The 20582-nt window shown below is 59.1% G+C and carries 9 protein-coding genes; all 9 read right to left on the bottom strand.

Translation table 11 applies throughout. The annotated features are described in order from the left end of the window. Positions 1 to 9 precede the first annotated feature (9 nt). The 9 genes from PXH66_RS11110 to PXH66_RS11070 all read right to left on the bottom strand — a co-directional run bounded on the left by PXH66_RS11110 (position 10) and on the right by PXH66_RS11070 (position 20574). On the bottom strand, positions 10 to 1161 hold the full coding sequence (locus PXH66_RS11110; RefSeq protein ID WP_330931552.1) for a glycosyltransferase family 4 protein: 1152 nt from the start codon (positions 1159 to 1161) through the stop codon (positions 10 to 12). Positions 1162 to 1261: 100 nt separating this feature from the next. Further along, a complete protein-coding gene (locus PXH66_RS11105) occupies positions 1262 to 3280 on the bottom strand; it encodes a glycosyltransferase (protein ID WP_330931551.1) in 2019 nt (672 codons plus the stop codon). 94 nt (positions 3281 to 3374) lie between these two features. Then, complete coding sequence (locus tag PXH66_RS11100; RefSeq protein ID WP_330931550.1) at positions 3375 to 6950, bottom strand: WD40/YVTN/BNR-like repeat-containing protein; 3576 nt, start codon at positions 6948 to 6950, stop codon at positions 3375 to 3377. Between the two features lie 59 nt (positions 6951 to 7009). Continuing rightward, positions 7010 to 10405: an immunoglobulin domain-containing protein gene (locus PXH66_RS11095; protein ID WP_330931549.1), complete on the bottom strand. Its 3396-nt coding sequence runs from the start codon at positions 10403 to 10405 to the stop codon at positions 7010 to 7012. Between the two features lie 147 nt (positions 10406 to 10552). Next, positions 10553 to 12403, bottom strand: coding sequence for a glycosyltransferase family 39 protein (locus tag PXH66_RS11090; protein WP_330931548.1), 1851 nt, complete (start codon positions 12401 to 12403; stop codon positions 10553 to 10555). 221 nt (positions 12404 to 12624) lie between these two features. Beyond that, entirely contained in the window at positions 12625 to 14886 is a 2262-nt protein-coding gene (locus tag PXH66_RS11085; protein WP_330931547.1) for a hypothetical protein, read from the bottom strand. Beyond that, positions 14811 to 15944, bottom strand: a complete 1134-nt coding sequence (locus PXH66_RS11080) for a glycosyltransferase family 2 protein (protein ID WP_330931804.1) — start codon at positions 15942 to 15944, stop codon at positions 14811 to 14813. Before PXH66_RS11080 ends, PXH66_RS11085 begins: the two co-directional genes overlap by 76 nt. Positions 15945 to 15988: 44 nt before the next feature. Further along, the gene (locus PXH66_RS11075) at positions 15989 to 18208 is read right to left on the bottom strand and encodes a hypothetical protein (RefSeq protein WP_330931546.1); all 2220 of its coding nucleotides are present in this window, start codon (positions 18206 to 18208) and stop codon (positions 15989 to 15991) included. Continuing rightward, positions 18205 to 20574: a hypothetical protein gene (locus tag PXH66_RS11070; protein WP_330931545.1), complete on the bottom strand. Its 2370-nt coding sequence runs from the start codon at positions 20572 to 20574 to the stop codon at positions 18205 to 18207. The genes PXH66_RS11075 and PXH66_RS11070 overlap by 4 nt, the downstream gene beginning before the upstream one ends. Positions 20575 to 20582: the final 8 nt, after the last annotated feature.

Genomic DNA, 20582 nt, shown 5'->3' with positions numbered 1-20582 from the left:
AAAGTCGGATCACCGCTTAACCGGAGGCGAAGACTTGGTGAGAGACTCGGCGAGGGAAAGCACGGTTTGGGCGGTTTTCTGCCAACTATAGGCGCTTGCGCGCTTCAAGCCGGCTTGCGTGAGACGATCGATTTCTGCGGAGGAGCCATCGAGTTTCAGCATGGCGGTTGTCCAGGCGTTGGGATCATCCGGCGGACAATGTAGCGCCGCTCCGGCGGAGACTTCCGGCAGGCTGGCGACGTCGCTTGCGATCACCGGGAGGCCTTGACTGAACGCCTCCAACACCGGCAGGCCGAACCCTTCGTGCCAACTGGGTTGTAACAGCGCGAAACTCGATCGAAACGCTTCGCGCAATGCACGATCGTCCACGTAGCCGGCGTAGATAATGGGAAGACCGCGACCGGCGAGTTCCGCGATGCGTTGATGGATCTTCTCCGAATGCCAACCGCGACCGCCCACGATGCGCAGCGGGCGCGGAGACTCCGCGCTGGCGTGGTAGCTTTCGTAGGCGTCGAGCACGCAGGCGTGGTTTTTTCGCGGTTCGACCGAGCCCACCATGAGCCAGGGAGCGTCGGCGGCGCGCGTTGCGGCGGCCTCGACGGTCGGCCAGCGACTGGCGCCGGAAGCGATGGCGTGGGGGATGCCACTGCGGTCCAACCAACCGGGAAACAACGCTTCGAAATCAGCGCGCGTGGACTCACTCACGAACAGGAACGCTGCCGCACGACCGATTGCCTGTCCGAGTTCGCGTTGGCAGACCAAGCGGGTGGCATCGGTGGCAAATTGCGGGTGGGTCCAGAACACCAAATCGTGCACCACGTAGATCAATTTGGCGCCGGGTAGATTCGGCGCATGAAAACTGGAGGCGACGACGACATCGGGGGCACCGGGCAGCGGTGCGTTACCGGCTTCGATTTCCCGCCACAAAGCGCGAGCTGGCACGGGCAACAGTGTGCGCATGGGCATTTCGATGCCGGTGCCGGTGAGCGACGTGCCGTGGCCGGGTTCACCGTTGATCCAGTCACCAAATTGGTGATACAGCACGAACTCGTGTCCGCGGGGGCGACCTTGGGCCACCATGGCACGGGCGAGCGCATCGGCATACCACGCACACCCGGCGCGTTCGGCGGAAGTCTGGGCAACATCGAGACCGATCTTCATGGCAGGTAGGGCGTGCTCGCCGAGCGCGCCGTATCAGAGGAGTGGGAGCCGATGTGATGTTGGCGGCGGTCTCGGCGAGACCGCCCTACCGGGTCGATCTTCATGGCACGAGACCACGCGCGGCGGCGTGGAGGAAGTGGTTGAGACGGCAGGCTTCGAAATGCAGGGAGAATTTCTTCAGTCGTTTGGTGCCGAGTTCCACCAAGGTGGCGCGGCGGTCGGAGTCCTCGGCGAGCACGGTCATGGCATCAGCGAGGGCGTGCGGACTGCGCGGATCAAACCACGCGCAGGCGTCGCCGCCGACCTCGGGCAAGACGGAGGTTTCGGCCGCCAGCACCGGGAGTTTTTTCTCAAACGCCTCCAGTAGCGGAATACCGAAGCCTTCATGCAGCGATGGGAAAACGAGGGCCCCGGCGTGTTGCCACAGCGCGGCGAACGCCGGGGTGGGCAGGTGGCCGAGGAAGTGCACATGTTGGTCGAGTCCGAGTGCTGCACTCATGGCGCGAAGTGTGGTCATGCGCGCGTCGGGATGACCGGTGAGCACGAGCGGCCAAGCATCGGTTCCCGCTTTGTGCCGATAAAGCTGATACGCGGTGAGCACCACCTCGTGGTTTTTGTGCGGCCAGAAATTTGCCGGATAGAAAAAGAACGGTCCGGCGGGAATTTCGCTGGGGCGTTCGCTGGCGTCGGTGGCGCCTTCGAGACGTTGGTGCACCGGCGCGTAGGTGTGAAAGCAGCGAGCGGGATGCACGTCGTAGTGTTCTTGCAAACGATCGATGCCGTGTTGGGCCAGCGTTTGCACCCACGTGGCGGCACCGATGGCGCGTTTGAAACCATCTTCGCGAAAATTGACCTCCTCGATCGGCAGCGCGGACGGCAGGTCGCGATGGAGCGCGTCGACGATGAGGGTGACCATAGGCAAGCCGGGTCGGGCAAACGACGATGTGGTGAAAGGGCAATACAGCACCTCCGGTGGAAACGCTTTTTCGATTTCAGCCAGCGAGTGGGGGATGGCACCGTCGCCGTTGGTTTGCAGCCGCCAGCCGTCCGGACTCTGGATGGCCAACGCATCGGTCGAGCGCAGAAATTGGAGCTCGTGCGCCAACCCGGGACGGATGAGCAGCACGTAGGTTTGGGGCTCCCAGCGGAGTTGGACCAATTCGCGTAGAAACGAAAACAGGAACGGTTTGATGCCCCCGTTGGCTCCGCCCGATTCCATGCGCAGTAAGTCGACCCACACCACGGCGGAACTGGCGGCGCGGGCCATGCGAATTTGTTCACCCTCGAGTTGGGCTCGTCGGGCCGCGACCACGGCGGGCGGACCTCCCGTTGCCGCTTGCGCGCGAGCCATGCGCCAACGACGCGCGGCGGCTTCGCGCTCGGCTTTCTCAATGGCGGCGGTGCGTGGTCCCCAGCGATCAAGAAACTTTTGCGCATTGCGAAATTCATGGCGTCCGCGGCCCTCACTGAGTGATACGGCGTGCCGCACCACACTTTGCGTGGCGACGTAGATGCCCCAACCGTTTTCACGGGCGCGCAGGCAAAGGTCCACGTCCTCGAAACCATTGCGGTAACGCTCGTCGAGCCCGCTGAGAGCGGTGAACCAAGCGCGATTGACCAGGCAACATGCGGCGGTCACCGCCGGCACAGCAACGACGTCACCCTGCGCTTGCAGGTCGGCGAGCGCGCCGCGCCGGTGGAGCGGGTAGCCGCCGTCAACAAAGTCGATGCCGGCGTGATCAACGTCGCCGGTGTCGGTCGTGATCTGAATGTTGCCGATGATACCCGCATCGGGATGCGACGTGGGCACGGCCAGCATCGTGGCGATGGCTCCGGTGGTCAGCGCGACATCGTTATTGAGCAGGCAAAGCCAGGTGCCGGTGGCGACAGCCGCCCCGCGATTGGTGGAGCGGGCGAAGCCTTGATTTGATTCGTTGTGCTGCACCCGCACGGGGGCGGAGAGGCTGGCAAGGAAAGACCGGGTTTCGGCGTCGCTGGCGTCGTCGACCAAGATGATTTCGTGCTCGATCTCGACCGGGACGTGTTCGCGCAGCGAGGCGAGGCACGCTTGCGTGTGCGCCAACTGATTGAAGACGGGGATGATAAACGAAACCTGCACGGATTGGGAGCGCCGAGCGAAGCGCGCCCGGCGGCGGCGGGCAATGCCTTTTCGGACGCAAACTCCCGGCCCGATGGGCGCAGCCGATTCGTGCCTATAGGGAAGGGTCGGGCTGGTTTGATAGCGGGATCATTTCGTCCAGATCGGGGATTTCGACCGACTCATAAACGTTTGCATACGGATAAACCTCCAAGAGAACGATTCCTCCGAAGTCGTCGAGGGCTTGGACGGTGTAGGCGCCGGGCGGGAGTGTGACGAGGAGCCCGGCATTGCGGCTGTCGGGCACAATGGGAAATGCTCCGATGGTGTTCTCGAGGTCGGACGGGAAATGAGGGTAGGGGACGACGCTGCCGGCGATCAAATCGCCGGCGGCATTAAAGACCGCGAGGCGCGGGTCCGGTGCAGGAAGCTGCACCCCAAAGTCCTCCAACGCGGGACCGACGGCGCGCAAGAGCAGGGACAGTGAACCGTCGCCTGAGATCACGAAACCAGCGGTGAGGGGACGGTCGGGCGTGACCAGGCCGCGAGTTGAAAGGTTGGTCAAACGGGTTCCGTTTCCGTCGGGAAGTTCGTAGAGTTCCACCAGGGTTTCCCCAGTGGCGTCGGACGAGTCTACGACCGGTGCGGTGAGCACGACGGCGCCGGGAGCGGCGGTCAGCTCGTGCAGCAGGGCCGCATCGTGAGAATCGTTTGCCAGCGCGAATGCGCCCACGTGATCGAAGGTCGCGGTAAGATCGGTCGGGTTATCCGCCCACTTCTCGTTGTGGGCGAGCGTGGTCCCGCTGGCGTCGATCAGCGCGAGGGTGGGATCGGAGATGGCGTCTGCGATCCCGAATCCGGTCAATCCCGGGCCGACGGCGCGCACGATGAAGGAGTAGGGCGTATCCGTCGTCAGGATCGTGTCGCGGTCGAATACAAATCCCGGGATCAATGTGGCTTCGCCGGCACCGGTGATACCGCGAACGGACAGGTTGACCAAGCGGGGAGGTGTGAGCGGTGCGAACGGATACTGCGGGGTAGCGGTGGGCAACGGTGCGTCTTCCGGGCGTTGATACCGATAGGTTTCGCTGCGCACCGTGCCGAATGAGTTGAAAAGCAATACGTCGTAGAAGCCGGAGCTGAGCGACAATTCATCCGGACCATACCGCTGTTGCAGGTTCACCCACGGCAAGGTCGCATCGGGTATGGGGACGCCGTTGCGACGCCATTGATAGCGACCGGCGTGGGTGTTTTCGATGCCGAGACGGATCAAAGCTCCAGTGTCTTGATCGCGATCCTCGATCCAGTTGCCGAGGGTGATTGCCGGCACTTCGATGGGGTAGTCTTCGCTGGTGGCGGATCCCGCGAGGTTGGTCGCCGTGACCCGGTAGTGGTGACCGATGGTGAAGGCGTTGATCGGAACGCTCAGACTGTATTCCGATTCGTCGGGCATTAGGACGCCGTCGCGATACCATGTGAAAGTGAGTTCCTCGCCGCTGAAGTCGGCATAAAGGCGGTAGGCAACCGGGCCGTTCGCGTCCTTGATACGCGCCGTGGCGATGCCTGTCTCGTGCCGGGCTTCCGGGGCTTCGTTGGCTGCGACCCGGAGAAGGGAGTAGACGGAGGTGGTGTGTGCCCCGTCGGAAATTTTCACAGTCAACGGGAGATGGCGTCCCTCGCTTGATTCGAGAGGTGTCGTCAGGGTGGCGGCAGTGGCACCCTCGATATCGATGCCGTAGCGCGCCCACTGGTAGCTCAGCGGGCTCGTGCCGGTGGCCGCTACCGTGAGGTCGGGAGACAATCCCGCAAAGATCACGGCTTCGGCTGGTGGGGTTGCGGTGATTTGCGGACCTTGCCCGGCCCGGCTGACCCACGTGTTGCCGCCCATGGTCGCGAACGTCCGGCCGGCGACGCTGACCAGACCACGAATATCGCCCGTGGTCGCGTAAGCTGACCGACTCCACACGACATTGTCCGATGAGGTGGCCATGAATACCAACCCGTAGTTGTGGCGGTCATGGCCCATTGCGATGATGCGACCGTCCACGTGATCCACCGATTGAATATGCCTGAGGGGAGGGGGCCAGGTCGTCCACGTGCTGCCGCCATCGGAGGACGTGTGCACGCCATCGTCGCTGCCGGCCAACAGCCACCCATCGGCGTAGCGCAGCACGTTGAGGCGGGATTGGTTTGCGATCTTCTCACTGACTGGCGTCCACGTGGTGCCATCGGCCGAGGTGAAGAGCCCACCGGATTCAACAAACAAAAAGAAGGTGGTGCCATCCGTGGTCAGCAGGCGTTTGCCGGGCCGAGCCCAAGACCCGTTGGAGGCATCGCTGAGACTACTCGCAGGCTGATTTTGAGCCAGCGTGATCCAGTTGATGCCGTCGAGCGAGCGGTGCAAATCACGCGTTTCGGTGCCGACGATGAGATAGGTGCCGTTGGCGTAAACCACTTCCGCTTGAATCAGTCCGGGCAGGTCGGCGACCGGGGAAAAAATCTGACCGTCTTCGGAGCGGTAAACGCGGGCGTCCTGATGAATTGAGGGCTTGGTGAGGTAAAACGCGTTGCCGGCATGAGACGCGCTTTTGATTTCGTTTCCATTGTCGGAGGAATTGTTGGTGAAGGTGATGGGCTCCCAGTTCTCGGCATCGGTCGACGTCAATCCCTGGGCGTGCACCCAGCGACCGTCGTGATGGGTCAGGGCGTGGGTGGTGATGCGTTCGTCGGCCTGAGCTCCGTAAGGTCGGGTGGTCGGTTCCCAGTCCGCTTCACCCACTGATCGATGAATCGCCCCCGGTCCCACCCATACGCGAATATCGCCGATGCGAGCGAGTTGGCGGTTCCCGTAATCGGCTTCCGGGCGCGGCTCCCAGATTGAGCCATCAGAGGAACGCAAGACCTGGGCCGTGCCCGCTTCACGGGACCAGAACCAACCATCGGAGAAATAGACGTATTCGAGGGCATGGTTTGATTCGAGCAGAGCCCAGTTTTCGCCGTCGGTGGTGCGGTAATACGCCGCGATTGAATTGTCGGGGCGGAAGCTGGCCATCAGGGTCACGCCATTGCCGGAAACGGGCAGGGCAAAGGTGTCCGGCGTGTGCGTCGCCCCATCAATGACCGTGAGTTGCCAATTGCGGCCGTCGGTTGATTGACGCACGCCCGGGACCTCGGCCGCGTTGGCGTAAAAGTGGCCAGTGCCGAACACGATGGAGCCCGGGTCGAAGGACATCGAGACCTGTTCCCAAGTCGCGCCATCGGTGGACCGGAGCACGTAGCGTTGCTGCCAGAGCCCGCTGGTGACGTAGACGCCGTTGCCGAAGGCGGGGTGACTTTGATCCGCTCGTCCGCCACCTAAACGTTGGTGCCATTCAAGCCCATCGGGTGAAGAGAACAAAGTGCCCTCTGAACCATTCGCGATGAACTGGCCACCGCGATAGGCGATGCTCTGCAAACTCTCCCACGTGCCGGCGTCTTCGGCCTGCCAGGTGAGGCCGTCGGTTGACGTCAACACCGTGCCGACGGCACCGACGGCCACAAATTTTTCGCCGTCGGTCGCGATGTCGTTGAGCCCGGGACGAGTGACCAGCGGCCAGTGCCGCTGCCACGAGGATTGTCCGGGGAGGACCAGAACCGGAAGCAGGAGACTCGCGAGAAAAGCGAGCATGCGGAAGCGAGGGGAAGCGGTCATGAGGCGGATGGGGTGAGCCGACGGGAGTGGTAGGGGTTCAGCCTACCACTCGTGAGAGCCTATGGCACTTCATAAAGTTCCACCAAAGCCACGCCTCTGGCGGCATCGACGCCCTCGACCATGACGGTGTAAACGCCGGGGTAGAGGGTCACCAGCGAGGCGGCGTCGTTGCTGTCCTCGGCGAAGTCGAACGCGCCCACGAGGCTGGCGGCGGCGCGCAGTTCGGTGATGTTGGCGGCTTGGTGCCAGGTGTCGTTATTGCCGATCTCCCGTTGATCGGCGTCGAAGAGGGTTAAGCGGGGATTGGCCAAATAGCTTGCGATATCGAACGATTTCAGGGCTGAGCCGCCGGCACGAATGAGGAGTTTGACCGGACCTTCGCCGTCGATTACGAAACCGGCGATCAGTGGGTGAGCGGGGGAGACACGGGCGCGGCACGAAAGGTTGATCAAGCGGTCGAGATCATTGGTGCGTCCAGTGTCGTAGACCTCGACTAGCGCATCCCCGACATCGCCGAGCACGCTTTCCACCGGGGCCGTGAATCGAGAAATATTGCCGTCGTATCGGAGTCGCGACGCGACGACGGTAGCGTCGAGCGACGCAGCGTCGAGCGGAAAGGCACCCACGCGAGTGAACAGCGATTCCATGAAAGGAGAGCCTCCCCATTGATCGCCACTCGCGACAACACGACCGTTCTCATCAATTGCCTTGAGAGCGGGATCCCTGAGCGGCGCGGCAATGCCGAACGGTGTCAATGATGGACCGATGGCTCGCACGAGGGGACTCAAATCGCCGCGCAATCGCGCGATGACTACTCCAGGGGTGAGGGTGTTTTCGCCGGTGCCGGCTTCGGCGCGGACTGAAATGTTGGTGATTCGAGAACCGGTGACCGAGATGAATCGCGCGTCGGTTCTCGCCACGCCCCAACCGTTACGAGCTTCAAGGACGTAGAGTCCTGATTGATCTGCTGAAAGCTGTTCGTTGCGGAAAATGGCTTGGTTCGCGTCGGGAACCGCTACGCCGTTGCAAAACCATTGAAAGGAAGTGGCCCAATCGGCAGAGGCTTCAATCACTACGTTGCTGGTTTCAAAATAGGGATTGTAGGTTGTTGTGACGTAGGTGTCGCTCGACAATATCGGTTGCGGTCCAACCAAGGTGTGGCTCGTGCTGATTGAGCCGCTGGCGTTGGTGACTGCGACCGTGTAAACGTCGCCAGCATCTGCCGGTTGGACATGGAGTCGCAGGACTCGAGTGTTGGGAGTATCGATCACGATTCCGTTGCGGGACCATGTGTAGGTTGGATTGCCCGCCGCGAGCACATTGGCAGATAGTCTGACTGTGGCGGTTTCACCTGCTCCGCGAGTGAAGTAGACGCTGAGGGGGTCGCCTGCAGGAGGATAAAATTGGGGCGCGGCCTGCTCAAACAATCGGAAAGGGCTCTCGGCGTGCACGATCGAAGTTCCATCGGAAACACGCACGCCGATCGATGAGGGGGCGCTGTCCATGACACTGTAGGACAAGCCCAACGTCGCCGAGTTAGCTCCTTCGATATCGAGCCCGTCGGCAAACCATTGGTAGAAGAGCGTATCGTCTTCTACCGATGAAGCCGTAACGCTGATGGTCATAGGTTGACCGATTACGGCTTCGATGACGGAAGGCAGGCCGCGATTGAGAGTGAGTGACGCGTCGTGGTCACGCACGGCGACGGCATGGTCGACTAGTGCGATGGTGCGGCCGGGCAAGGTGACGAAGCATGTGTCATAGGTTTCGGGAATAGCGAGGTCCGCACTCCACGTGAGGTTCTCGGTCAGATTGAGTAAAGCGCCGTAGGGCCCATCGAATCCACGGGCGTAGGCGCAGATGGATTGGCCATCGAAGAATAACTCCTGCAGGGCGGGCCCGGGATAATAGGACCACGATCCACCGACGATGGGCTTATGATAGAACCCACGGTCTGAACCGGCAATCAGATTGTCCGAGTCTGCAGCGATTGAAGTGATTCGTGCGCCATGGGTGGATTTGAGATTTATGCTCCAATTTACGCCATCGGTGGAGCGCCAAACATCCCCTACGTTGCCGGCCTCACGGATGTAGATGGCATCGCCGTCGCAGCCGATAATACGATCAATTTCGGGCGCTTCGAGAGATGCGGCAAGTCGGGTCCACGTTTCACCGTCTTCGGATCGAATCAGGATGCGCGCTCCTTGATCTGGAGATGAGATGAAGTAGTAACCATTCGCGAACCAGATGTTCGGATCAACGAGACGCACGTCCAGAGTTGCCGCGAGATGCGCGGTCGTGACGCCATCAATTACCCAAAGCTCGGTCACGTGTTGACCTTCAGCGAAGCGTTGAGGCACCAAGGCATACGCCCGCGCGTTGACGTTGCATAGAAAATAGTAATCCGCACTCGGGGGAACGAATCCTCCCTGTTGCCATGATTCGCCATCGCTCGTAAACCAGCCATTGGAGGCAAGCACTTCTTCGCCAACCCGCGCAGCTCCGTTGGTGCTGGTGAACGTGAGCTGGTCGCCCACTGGCCCCCAATTCAAGCCGTCGTCAGATTGGATGAGTTTCGAGAGGTTGGAAACGATTCCAAACGTCGTGGATTGAAACCGGGTGAGGTGGCTGAGATCCAGCGTTGCCGGAATGTTCGGGGCCAACGTCCAATCGAGCGTGTTGGGAGAAACGAGCGTCAGGTTGTTGAGCTCACGTTTGTAGTAACGTCCGTCGAGGTAGCCGAAGTCGACCATGGAACCTCCGCGTTCGACCCATGATACGCCATCTTCGAGTTCGAACAGCATGGTGCTAGTGGACGAGTATTTCACCAAGGCGAAAAGTCGTCCGTTGGCCTGGACCACACGAGCCACGTTTCCGTTGGCGGTGCTGAGGGGTTGAAAAGACCACGAGATTCCGTCGGTGCTGTGATATAAGCCGGCGCGGATGGCACTTCCGGCCCAGAACTTGCCGTAAGCGAAAACGATGCCGCGTCCCAGTGCATTTTGTCCGGGGCGAAGATGGCTGCTGGTCCAGTTGTCGCCATCGGAGGAAACACGGACGGATTGTTCGTAGTCCGAAGTGAGAGCTACAAAAACGTCGTTGCCGTAAGCCATGGCCCCGGAACCCCGCAGATTGGTTCGTTGCGCCCATGTGATGCCATCATTGGAGTTGAAGATGCTGCCACTGTGGCCAGTGGCAAACCAACGTCCGTTGAGAAAGTGGACCTCGTTGAACGATTCCCGAGTGCCGGTCTGGCGGCGCACCCAAGTTTCGCCGTCAGTGGAACTGACGATGAGGCCAGCTTCGCCCGCGAGGATGATTTGATGATCGTTGGCGGCGATGTCCCGGATTTGTTCCGGGGCCGGAAGGGGTTGAGTAAATCTCCATGCGGATTGGGCAAAGGCAGCAGTCGCACTTAGTCCGAAAAAAATCAGTAATAACCTCAGGAATGGCATATGCTGGATATGACAAGGATGGACGCCGCATCCGCTATCGGGTCCCCACCTTGCTTGGCTGGTCCGGTGCCAAACCCTACTTGCATCCGCCTGTTTTATTGCCGCAAAACTTAACCGTGGTCGAGCCGGGCGCTGTTCCGTCGTCGGTCAATCGAGCAGCTTTAATCCTGCGATATACGACCAATCATAGCCCGGATTGTGATCCGGGCCGGCGTCGATCTGTAGTTCGAGGGTATGTCCGGCTGGCAAGATGAACGATGTCGTAAGTTTGCCTCGGTCGGATTCGAGTGTGCGCGGTTGCACAAAGTCTTCCCAAACGATTCGACTGCGGGAATTGATTGTTTTAGCGAAAAACCGAAAACGGACGCCATCGGAGTCGCGTTCTTTTTCCCATATTTCCGGCATTATCCCGTAGTCGAATTCCACGGTTCGGTCACGTGACACGGCGTTGAATCGCACGCCCCCGGGAGGATGCAGCAATAGCACAGGCTTGGGCGGCAAATTCATCTGGCCCGGGTCATGTCTGGTAAACACGAAATCGGGATACGGTTCGCATTGGGGGAAATTGATGGCCGCCTCGTTTACGGTGAGTGGGCGCCAGTCGGCGGCCACAAATTCCAAACGCGTTTCGCCCGGCTCCATCCGGTCGGGCCGTTCGGGTAGCACTCGCCCGACTGACAGCATCGCCGCCACGACGGGAGTGAGACGATCCCTGGTGGCGGCATCAACGTAGATATCGGCTTCCGCGGTTGATACCAAAGGTTCGGTGAGCAAGCCCAATTCTCGGCAACGATAATGGATGAAGGACGTGTCACCCGCGATGGAATCGAGTGCGACCAACACCGTATAGTCGTCCGGGGCCAATGCCTCCCGCGAGGCGGACCATGCCTCGGAATTCGCTTCGTGAGTGCCTCGGATGGCGGCCATCCATCGCTGCGCGTAAAAAGTCATCAAGGGGTCCCATTCGCGACCGAAAATGACTAGGTTGTCGTCAGCTCCGGTGAGGTCATGCAGCAAGGTCGCGAGTTCGGGAACCGGGCGACTTTGCATTTGCCCGCGTCCCAGTCCCTGACGGAAGTTTATGTTTTGGGCCACCAGCATTGCGACCACTAAAAGCGCGATCATCACGCGCCCGTTGCGGGATGCTCCAAACCGCTGCCAAAGTGTAGCGACTCCCAGCCCAATCATTAGGACTACAGCTGGTGCCACCGCTACAAAATAGTAGTCATGAACATAGTATAGATTCGCAAATGCGAAGGGACCGGTCGCGGTGGTGATGGCGGACAAAGCGATTGCGAACCTGATTCGACGCGATCCCCAAAAAAATCCTGCGCCGATCAACAACCAAGTCCACCCCGGCGCGATAAGTTGAAGATGATAAATGCATCGTTGCCACCAAGCCGGATCAAGTCGCTGTGCGAATGTCCCCCAATTCCAATCGCTCAGTGCCGTTGACGTGAGAAAGTCAGCATAGGGATGCGATGCCTTGATCGCGTCGGTTGCGTGCGTCCACCAAGCACCCGCAATGAGCGCCGGAAGTGTCATGAGTCCCGCGCGAAAAAGCAGTGGTTGCCCTGCGTCACGCGAGCGCAACATCACGATCAGCGCGGCCGGAGGCAACACCACGGCGAAGGTGGTGATTTTCGTCATCGCGGCAACGACCCCTACAATCGTGGCCGCGATTAACCATCGTGGATCTTCCTTCTCACGATGCAATGCCTCTACGAAAGCTGCCAACCACCAACAGGCGAGCGCCGTCGCCCACGTTTCGATGAGCACTGCTCGTGCATAGTGTGCATAAAGCGGTGAAACCAGCAGCAATGCCAGCGTGAAGGCGCGCTCGGTAGGGCTCAGGCCGATATATCCCATCAGCAGCCAGAGCGCCGGCAGTGTGAGTAATGCTGCAAGAACGGAAACGCCGCGACCCGCGATGACGATGTTCCCGCCCACCAGCTCTGACGCCGTTGCCGTGAGAAGCTGATAGGAAGGGAATTCCATGGGCACGTTCCATGGGGGACCCAAACCGTTGAACGGAGTTAGTGGGATCCAACCGTTTTGGTGTAGCATCTGCGCGGTGATGGCGGTTTGCGCCTGCCGCGAGCTGTGAGAATCCGTGATCGGGTGAGTCCAGCCCAGAGAAACAGCCCAAGTAAAGAAAGCGATCGCACCGAGTAGCACGATTAAACCCCACGGCTGTTTTTTCCATTCGGTCCAATTCATCATGAGCTGATTTCAGACTGTTTGCTCCATGCCCACACCGGGGCAAGCACCCAGCAGGACAGGACCATGGGAACGGCTGGTCCGAGGTAGGCTCCGATGACGGCATAGAATGAAGTTACGTGCACAAGCGCGCATACCAGCGAGAGCGCTACCGCACCACCCCATAGCGACAACAGGACCCCCGCGCGCATGCGGTCGGAAGGTTGCTTCCAGGAGCGCCTGAGTATCCATCCGGTGGCGACGAGGGCCACTGCGGTCAAGGGCCAACCCAACGGAGCAATCGCGCGGTGAAAAATGATGCGAATGTGGGTGTCGAGTCGTGGGTGTTCCCGCTCCAGAACCGGCCGTGCATTCAAGAATTGCGCGTAGTGATCGATGTCATCGGAAGACCCGATGGAGGGGAAACTGTCCGGCTTGAAGTCGGTGAATCGCACGAGCAAATCAAGTGCGGATAAAAACGCGCGCGCTAGCGGGGCGTTGTAGTCGTGGTGCCATACGGGGAAAAATCCACTGCGTTTGCGTCCACCGGCGAGACGGCCGTCGTCAACCGCCGTATTGATCTCGTCCGCGACACGTTGCCAATAGGCGTCGGCCTTCGCGGGATTCTCGTAATAGCCGAGTTCGGAAGCTCCTTGTCGAATCGCCCATTGATACCAGCCGCCGCGAATTTCCAAGTTGGCTCGCGGGTGGGGATCGGACGCGTCCCACCCGGAGCGGGCCCACGTCTTGGTGAGTTTTCCCTCAAGCTTGTCGGCCATTTCGGCGAACGCAGGACTTTCAGGGTAGATCAGCTTTCGGGTGGCCGAAGTGATGGGCACGCCGGGAATCGGATCAGCTTCGGCTACGCGGAGCATCGCGCCGTAAGCGGCCGGAAACCCACCCTCGCTGACGTCCACCCCGATCGCCATCCCGTAGTGATGATGATTGATGGTGCGCAGGCCGATTTTAAGACCTTGAAAAACAACTAAAGGGAAAAGGAGAACAACCACCCATCGGGCGCGAGCACCGGCATGCGTCTTCCAACCGCCTACCAAGGCTGTTCCGAGCAGCAGAAGCGCCGTCGGCGCGAGCCAGATACCTTCTTCTCGGGAAAACCAAAACGCTCCTCCCGCGAGCCCAGCCAGCAAACTCCAAGGCAAAACCAAGATCGGGCGTCTCTGCGTGCGGGTGATCATACCGATTAGTCCGGCCAGGGTGAGCAGAGTCAGGGCGGGTTGGATTGCGCCACGCAGCACGCGTCCAATCAACTCCGCCGACATCGAGTGCGGTTCGAAGACCAAAACGAAGAATAGCAGCACCCGCCACTTTGCCGGCCTAAGCCATGGTGATATTGCGAGAACGAAAACGGCGCAGGCAAGGGCGTGCAGCAGCACTTCATTGAACTGCAACGAGAGTCCGCTCCACGCGGCTAGGGCGATGAACACCGAGTAGGTTGGCCCCTTGGCCAAGGTGAGTTGCCAATAGTCGCCCAACCAGTTGCCCGCGAGTATCGATGCTCCTTGATCCATGAACAACTTGTCGTCGTGCATGGCGTCGGTATATAGCATTTGCCCAAAATCGCCCGCAATCCACAGCTTGAAAGCGATTAAAAGCACCATTACCAAAAGTTCGACTGGCTTGAAGTGCAGCGACGAACCTAGGCCTAGCCAAAGCAATATCAGTATTGCGGCCCCTGCACTCGCGCTCATCCACACAAAAACCGGACTCGCGCTGCTCGCAAACCGTGTGGTGAACACGGCTCGCTGAAGTTTGAACGGGATGAGCAGTTCGTCCGGAAAATCCAATCGGACCCCTTTGCTCGGATTCAGCGACCATACTATCGCATGACCGTTAATCCCTTCGTCTACCACCCCGGTTACCACCCAATCTTGATTGATGGTGATTACCGGCAAATGAGCGGGGGTCGGGTAAACATACCATCCGCCGGGTTGAGGTGGTCCTTCAAATTCCAAGCGTAATTCGTGCAGAGGAATACAACCATCAGGCAGCACAATGTGACCAAACGGGTCCGGTCCTGTGACCGTAAAAAAGCCGGAAGTTGAATCCCACGTTAAATTGTTCAGCTCCGTCATTCCGAACTCTGCGGGTTCGAGCTCAATGATCGATTGTCCGCGACGAACCAGTGCGAGGATCGCGGCAACCATTACCAGCGACAGCGCAACAATAAGAGGAATGCGTTGATTAGTCATCGGCGAAGACGAAGGCGCATCATGTCGACGAAGAATCCCGCTAGAGTGAGCTGCATTGACAGCACCAAGCAAGTTACCGCAGGCACCGCCCAACGGAGAATTTCAGAGGGTGATAGATTTCCGAAGGCCGCTTGCTTCCAGCGATGAACTGCTTCGAAGGATAATCCCAACCCGAGTGCAGCAAGGACAACGGCAACCACAATACTGCGCTCGATGGTCAACCCTGCAAACGGCGGGTTTTTGTTCATGCGGGAAGTTTTTGGAGCCAATCCCGCCTCGTGCACGAAAACCTTTGAAAGTGCGGCGAAGGCCACTGCTTGAAATCCACAAAGTATCGCCGCCGCCGCATACAGCAACGTGTGCACATCAAGCGTGATCGATCCGATCTCCAATGGACCTCTCAGCAGGACAGCGAATCCGATGAAACCTCCCAGCAGCAGTGCCAATCCCGGCAACATGAACAACCATCGAGGATTGAACAGCAGCATGAAGCGCAAGTGTCGCCAACCGTCGCGCCATGGGCGCAGATGGGGCGGGCGGTCGCGACCATCAGGTCGTAAAGAAACGGGGGATTCCGCCATCTTTAGTCCCGAAAGAGAGGCCTTGATAACCATTTCCGAGGCAAATTCCATACCGCCCGTCCGCAGGTCGAGACCGGTCAATGCGCGCTTGGATCCCCCCCGCAGCCCGCAGTGAAAATCGCGGGTGGGGATTTTGAAAAACAGCCGTCCGAGGAAGCTGAGCACAGGATTGCCAATGTAGCGGTTTTTCCATGGCATCGCACCGGGGTGGATGCCGCCGGCGAAGCGGTTGCCCATCGCAATATCCGCACCCGCGCGCAACGTTTCCAACAAGGGACCGCATTCGCGGAAATCGTAGCTACCATCGGCGTCGGCCATGAAAATGTAACGACCCTTGGCCGCGTGGATTCCCGCGTTGAGGGCATGACCGTAACCGCGTTGCGCGACGGGAACGACCCGCGCTCCGGCGGCTTCGGCAATGTCTTGCGACCCATCTGTGCTACCATTGTCAGCGATGAGAATTTCGCCCCGCACTCCTAGTCGCTCGATTGTCTCGCGTGCTTCGCGCAGGCAATCCGGAAGCGTCAGCGCTTCGTTGAGACACGGCATGAGCAGGGTCAATTCGAGTGGGGGGGGGGCTTCGGATGGCGTGATCATGCGGCGGGTCGCGAGCGTTTGAATAAAAGAACAGAACCCCCTAGCAACCACGTGGACAGCAAGGTCAAAGTTGCGACGGCGACGACGCGGTGGGCTGGACCGGCTCGTTCCGCGCGTAATCGCGCTCGCCACGTGTCGGCCCAGTTTGGATCAGATGTTAAAACGGGCCGCGTGGTGCCGAGCCATCCCTCACGATCGGTCCGGCCGTCAAAAAATGTGAGCGATGCGGTCCAGTTGCGGAAGCTTCGCACGTCGATGGTCCATGTCGACCACCCCGACTCGGGATTCGGGCCGTCGTATCCGATCCACGCGGGATCGCCATTGGCCGGCGGGATTAACTTCCATCTCAGCCCGTTGCCGTGCGCGCAGGGAAAACCGGTAAAAAGCACCGACAGGTAGTCGTCCGTTATTGGAATTGGGGCACTCGCGAAGATGCCCTGAAAACCGCCCGGACCATTGATGGCAGTGCCATAGGTAAACGGGCGCCAAATGTCAGGCTCGGACAAGGTCGCGCCGGCTGCGAGTAGTGGATCGATGTTCCCAGCGCTCTCGCGGCGAAAGGAAAGCTCAGCAAACATGAGCTCTGCGTCATCAGGTTCGATCACAGCGTGAGCTCGCTTCATCGCGTTGAACTCCATCGGGAGATACCATTGGCTCCAAAAACCAGCAGCGATCAAGCCCGCAGCTCCGACCAGTTGGAGCAGTGATGCTGGTGTCCAACGGGATGGGTTGTCCTGCATCATCGTTTTCGCGATTGTTTCGCTGCGGCCAGAGAGCAACCCCCCACCCAAACATCCAAAACCAAGCAGCGCGATGATCAACGGGTTTTGATAAATCGAACGTGCGAGGCCGCCGAGTCGACCGTGGTCGGACCGGGCTTCGGGGGCACCGGTCTCCGGCGGTAGCAACGCTCGAAAGTGGGGCCGGTCAAGCAGCATCTGGACCGAGGGCGGATAGGTGAAAAGCAAGTTTCCGCCACGTTCCAGTGAGAGCACAGCGGGGTCGCGGGTGGCGATGTAATCGTGCACCCGCTGCACATTGGCTGGATTTTCGACGAAGCGATTAGCGAGATTGAAGCCTGCATGGCTTTCCGTAGCCTCCCACCAAAATCCCTTCAACGGCACCACCATCCACGCCAGACCCAAGGCTACCCATCCCACCTTCAAGCGATGAGGAATGCCCGTCTGTATCAGCATGAGCCATGCGGCCCCATTGATGATAAATCCGAGTGCCAGGAAATCACAGTAACGGGAGGCAAACGTGTAGGTCTCGGCGCCGCGTCCATAGCCGATAGCCGCCGCCTGCCCTCCTACCCACAGTCCGGCGGCGATCACAAACGCAGACGGTGCGGTGAGTCTACCGCGCCCCAAAGCATCAATAGTATACACCAGCCACGGTGCCCAGATTAGAAACGCCCACCCCGGGTGTCCCGTGGGAAAGGCGAGTTGGCGCAAGGTAACTTCAACGGCTAGCGCGACGGAATCGGCGCGAAATTGCGCAGTCTCTTTGATGGCGGGAAAGAACAGGAAAAATGCGCACAGGGTGGCCAGCGCCGCGCCAGAGGAAAACAGATGTAATCGGGCGTCACCATCTTTGCGCCATAGCTTCCAGACGCAGATCGGAAGAATGGACACATGCGCAAGGATGGAAGAGTGTTGCGTAAACAGCACCAGAATGCCGATGACCTGGGCCAGCGTCCAACGGGAATCAATCCGGGTCGCAGTGCATAGCAAATGCAGATAAGCGAGGGAAAGGAGGATTTGGAGATAAGGAAGGGATTGGATGCCCCAAAGTGTGTTTTGCCACGCAATCGGCAGGGCCATGATGACACCGGTGAGCAGGGCGAAAACTAGTCTCGAAACACCACTGATTCCCGGAAGTAACGCGCGGAGAAACAGGAGAATCGCCGCGGTCAAGATCAATGCATTTACGGTGATTGAGACGAGGTTGTTCCACTGGCCGTTGAGTCGAATCAACGTGAACGACAACACTCGAGTCAGCACCGGCCAATGATCGTTCAGCGGTTGAAAAAATGAATGCAGTGAGAGTTTCCCGTCCAGCCAAGGTCCGAGCAGTTCGACGCCGGTGAGCTGCCACTGATCGCGATAGGGCAGCACGGTGCCGAATACGCGGATCAAGTCGAGGTGTGCGGCCAACGCGAGCAACGCGCCGCCGACCGCGAACCACCAAATGCTGCGATGAACGGTGCTGCTCACTCGATGGTCACATCGGACCAACAGGTCCAGTCCCAGCCGGGATTATCGCGGATCGAAATCTCAAACAGGATGCGGCCCTCTCCCAGGTGGGAGGTGTCGAGATCAAAGTCCAGTAGGCCACGATCGGCGAGGTTGTTGCGCGGGTCAATTTCGCGGTGGTAGAGTTCAATTCGATCCGTGCCGTCAGTCCACGAGATGGTGAACACTGCACCGTCGGTTTCGCCTCCGTCGCTGTAAGCGCCCGGTGGATAACCATGAGCTCCGGTGATGTGTCGTGTGCCGGCATGGAAGATAAATTCCATCAGACTGGGGGCGTGCATGACCAAGGCTTCGCGACTGCCGATTTCGATTTTCGACGGTGGTGTTTGGGAAAGAAAATCTACCGGCAGTTCGGAGAACATCGAGAATTTCTCCCGCTCCGTTTGTTTTTCGTATTCCGTCTTCAAAGCGGTGGGCTTGAGGGCGGAAAGCGAAACAAGCGCCTGATCCTCGAAAAAGCGGCGGTCGGATTCCGCCACTTCGACGGAAATGGATTTTACGGTGCGCGGCGCGTCTCCGCCGTGGGCTTCAAGGTAGCTGGCGAAGTCGGTGACGAGAGGGTTAATCTGGAAACCGGCGCGCGCCGCGGTGAGTGGGAGGCGGTAAGTCTCAACCTGGTTTTCGGCATCGACCACGTGCAGGTGCACCATCGGGGGTTTGTAGAGGAAATTGCGGATACGACCTAGGAGAGTAAAAGGTAGGTCGATCTCGAGCCAGAGGTGTTCGCGGCCAAACTCCGCCAGCGAAAGTGGTTCGCCGATGGTTACATCTCGTGTGCGCAGCCGACGTGGTCGCAGTGATTCGATGGGAGGGATTTCGGCGCGTCGGCGAAAGACATAAAAATCCTTTTCCAATAATTGAAACGTGTAGAGATGCGGGAAGAGGGCGAGGAGATGAGAATCGTCCATTAACAGCGGACGTTCATCGATGGTTTGCAGTTTAAGCAGCAGAAATTCCGGAGCGTTGGCCGACGCGAGAAAGTCGGCGTTGAGCTCGGAAAGATGTGGGGTATACACGGAATAACTCTGGAAGACCGGCCGAGGCGTGTAGTTAAAATCGTTGAACAGGGCGATAGCTTGTTCAAATCCCAGCACGTCAACTGAGTCTTTCCCGATTAATAACTTCGTCTTGGGGAGACCCGCCTCGCGCTCCCAGTGATCGATTTGCCCTTCTAGATTGGCACGAAAGTCATCCCAATTGAGAAAGGCTTGGATGTTCCGCTGAAGCTTTTCGTTGGTGATATTTACCGCGTAGTCGATGTTGGATGTATAGGTGCGACGCATGCCAGTAAAGCTCAGCAATGCCGCTATTATCAAAAGGATCCGCGGTATCCAGCGATGGCGACCGTTCTGTTCACCAAACAAGGCGGGGAAGGCGACGGCAGGAACGAGTGCGCAGTAAAAGAAGCCAAGCATGTGACCGTCTGCTCGCACAAACCCATGTTTCCAATTGAGAAATAAGAAAGCCGCGAGAATCAGCAATATCGCACCAGAGCGCACGTGGTCTTTTTGCGTGATCAGATGCCAAACAACATATCCTCCAAGGCCGGCAAAAATTCCTAGAGCGAGCGCTAGTTGGCCCGCGGGCGTGGGGAGCCCCATTGCGGCCTGATAGCCAGAACTGACGTCCAACGAGTTGATCACGTAGTCCGAGAGAGCCCATAGCGGTTGTCCACAGGCCAGCCAAACAAGTAGGAAGACGCCGCCGAATATACCGGCAAGCCACAGCGCGTTGCGACGGTCCCCTCGTGTCCATGCATAGCAGGCTGTGATTAGCACCGTAAAACCGGCGAAAAGAAGATTGGTGAATTTTATGACGGCCAAAAATGCCAGAAACGAGCCAAAGAGCGTGCAACCTGGTTTCTTATCAACCGCGAGCCGCTTAATCATATACCATCCGCAAAATGCTATGATGATCATGTGTAGCGCATCATGGTAACCCACCCCCCAGAGGATGAAAAATGTTAGGTAGCAAAAGCGAGAAACGCCACGAAGTGGGCGTCCCACGACTAAAATGATTGTCGCTGCAATTGCCGCAAACGCCGCCTGAAAGGTCACATAGGCCCAAAAGTAAAGTCCACCGTAGGTGTTGCCTAAAAGAAATCCCAGAGGCCCGTAGGTAAAGACCACCGATTCGCCAAACGGATATCCCCGATGTAGAAAATAGCCCAGAGCGCGCCGCCACGATGAATCGAGTTCCAGGAGGGGTGGTTGCGGTAGATTGATGGTCAGCAAAGCAATCAGGATCCACAGCAGGGTGTCGCCCAAGCGGTTATTGGGAGCGAAAAACTCCGGTGAGTTGGAAAGGGAAGGGGCCGCGTTGGGCATAGAGGCTT

The organism is Synoicihabitans lomoniglobus (genome assembly GCF_029023725.1).
GTDB lineage: Bacteria > Verrucomicrobiota > Verrucomicrobiia > Opitutales > Opitutaceae > Actomonas > Actomonas lomonigloba.
The sequence above is the reverse complement of the archived record's forward strand: the minus strand, read 5'-3'. Positions and strand labels throughout refer to the sequence as shown.

Coding starts and splice junctions, on each gene's coding strand:
- PXH66_RS11080 (WP_330931804.1), bottom strand. CDS start 15,944: ATGCCGTGTCTCAACGAAGCGCTGACGCTTCCGGATTGCCTGCGCGAA.
- PXH66_RS11070 (WP_330931545.1), bottom strand. CDS start 20,574: ATGCCCAACGCGGCCCCTTCCCTTTCCAACTCACCGGAGTTTTTCGCT.
- PXH66_RS11090 (WP_330931548.1), bottom strand. CDS start 12,403: ATGGAATTCCCTTCCTATCAGCTTCTCACGGCAACGGCGTCAGAGCTG.
- PXH66_RS11095 (WP_330931549.1), bottom strand. CDS start 10,405: ATGCCATTCCTGAGGTTATTACTGATTTTTTTCGGACTAAGTGCGACT.
- PXH66_RS11110 (WP_330931552.1), bottom strand. CDS start 1,161: ATGAAGATCGGTCTCGATGTTGCCCAGACTTCCGCCGAACGCGCCGGG.
- PXH66_RS11100 (WP_330931550.1), bottom strand. CDS start 6,950: ATGACCGCTTCCCCTCGCTTCCGCATGCTCGCTTTTCTCGCGAGTCTC.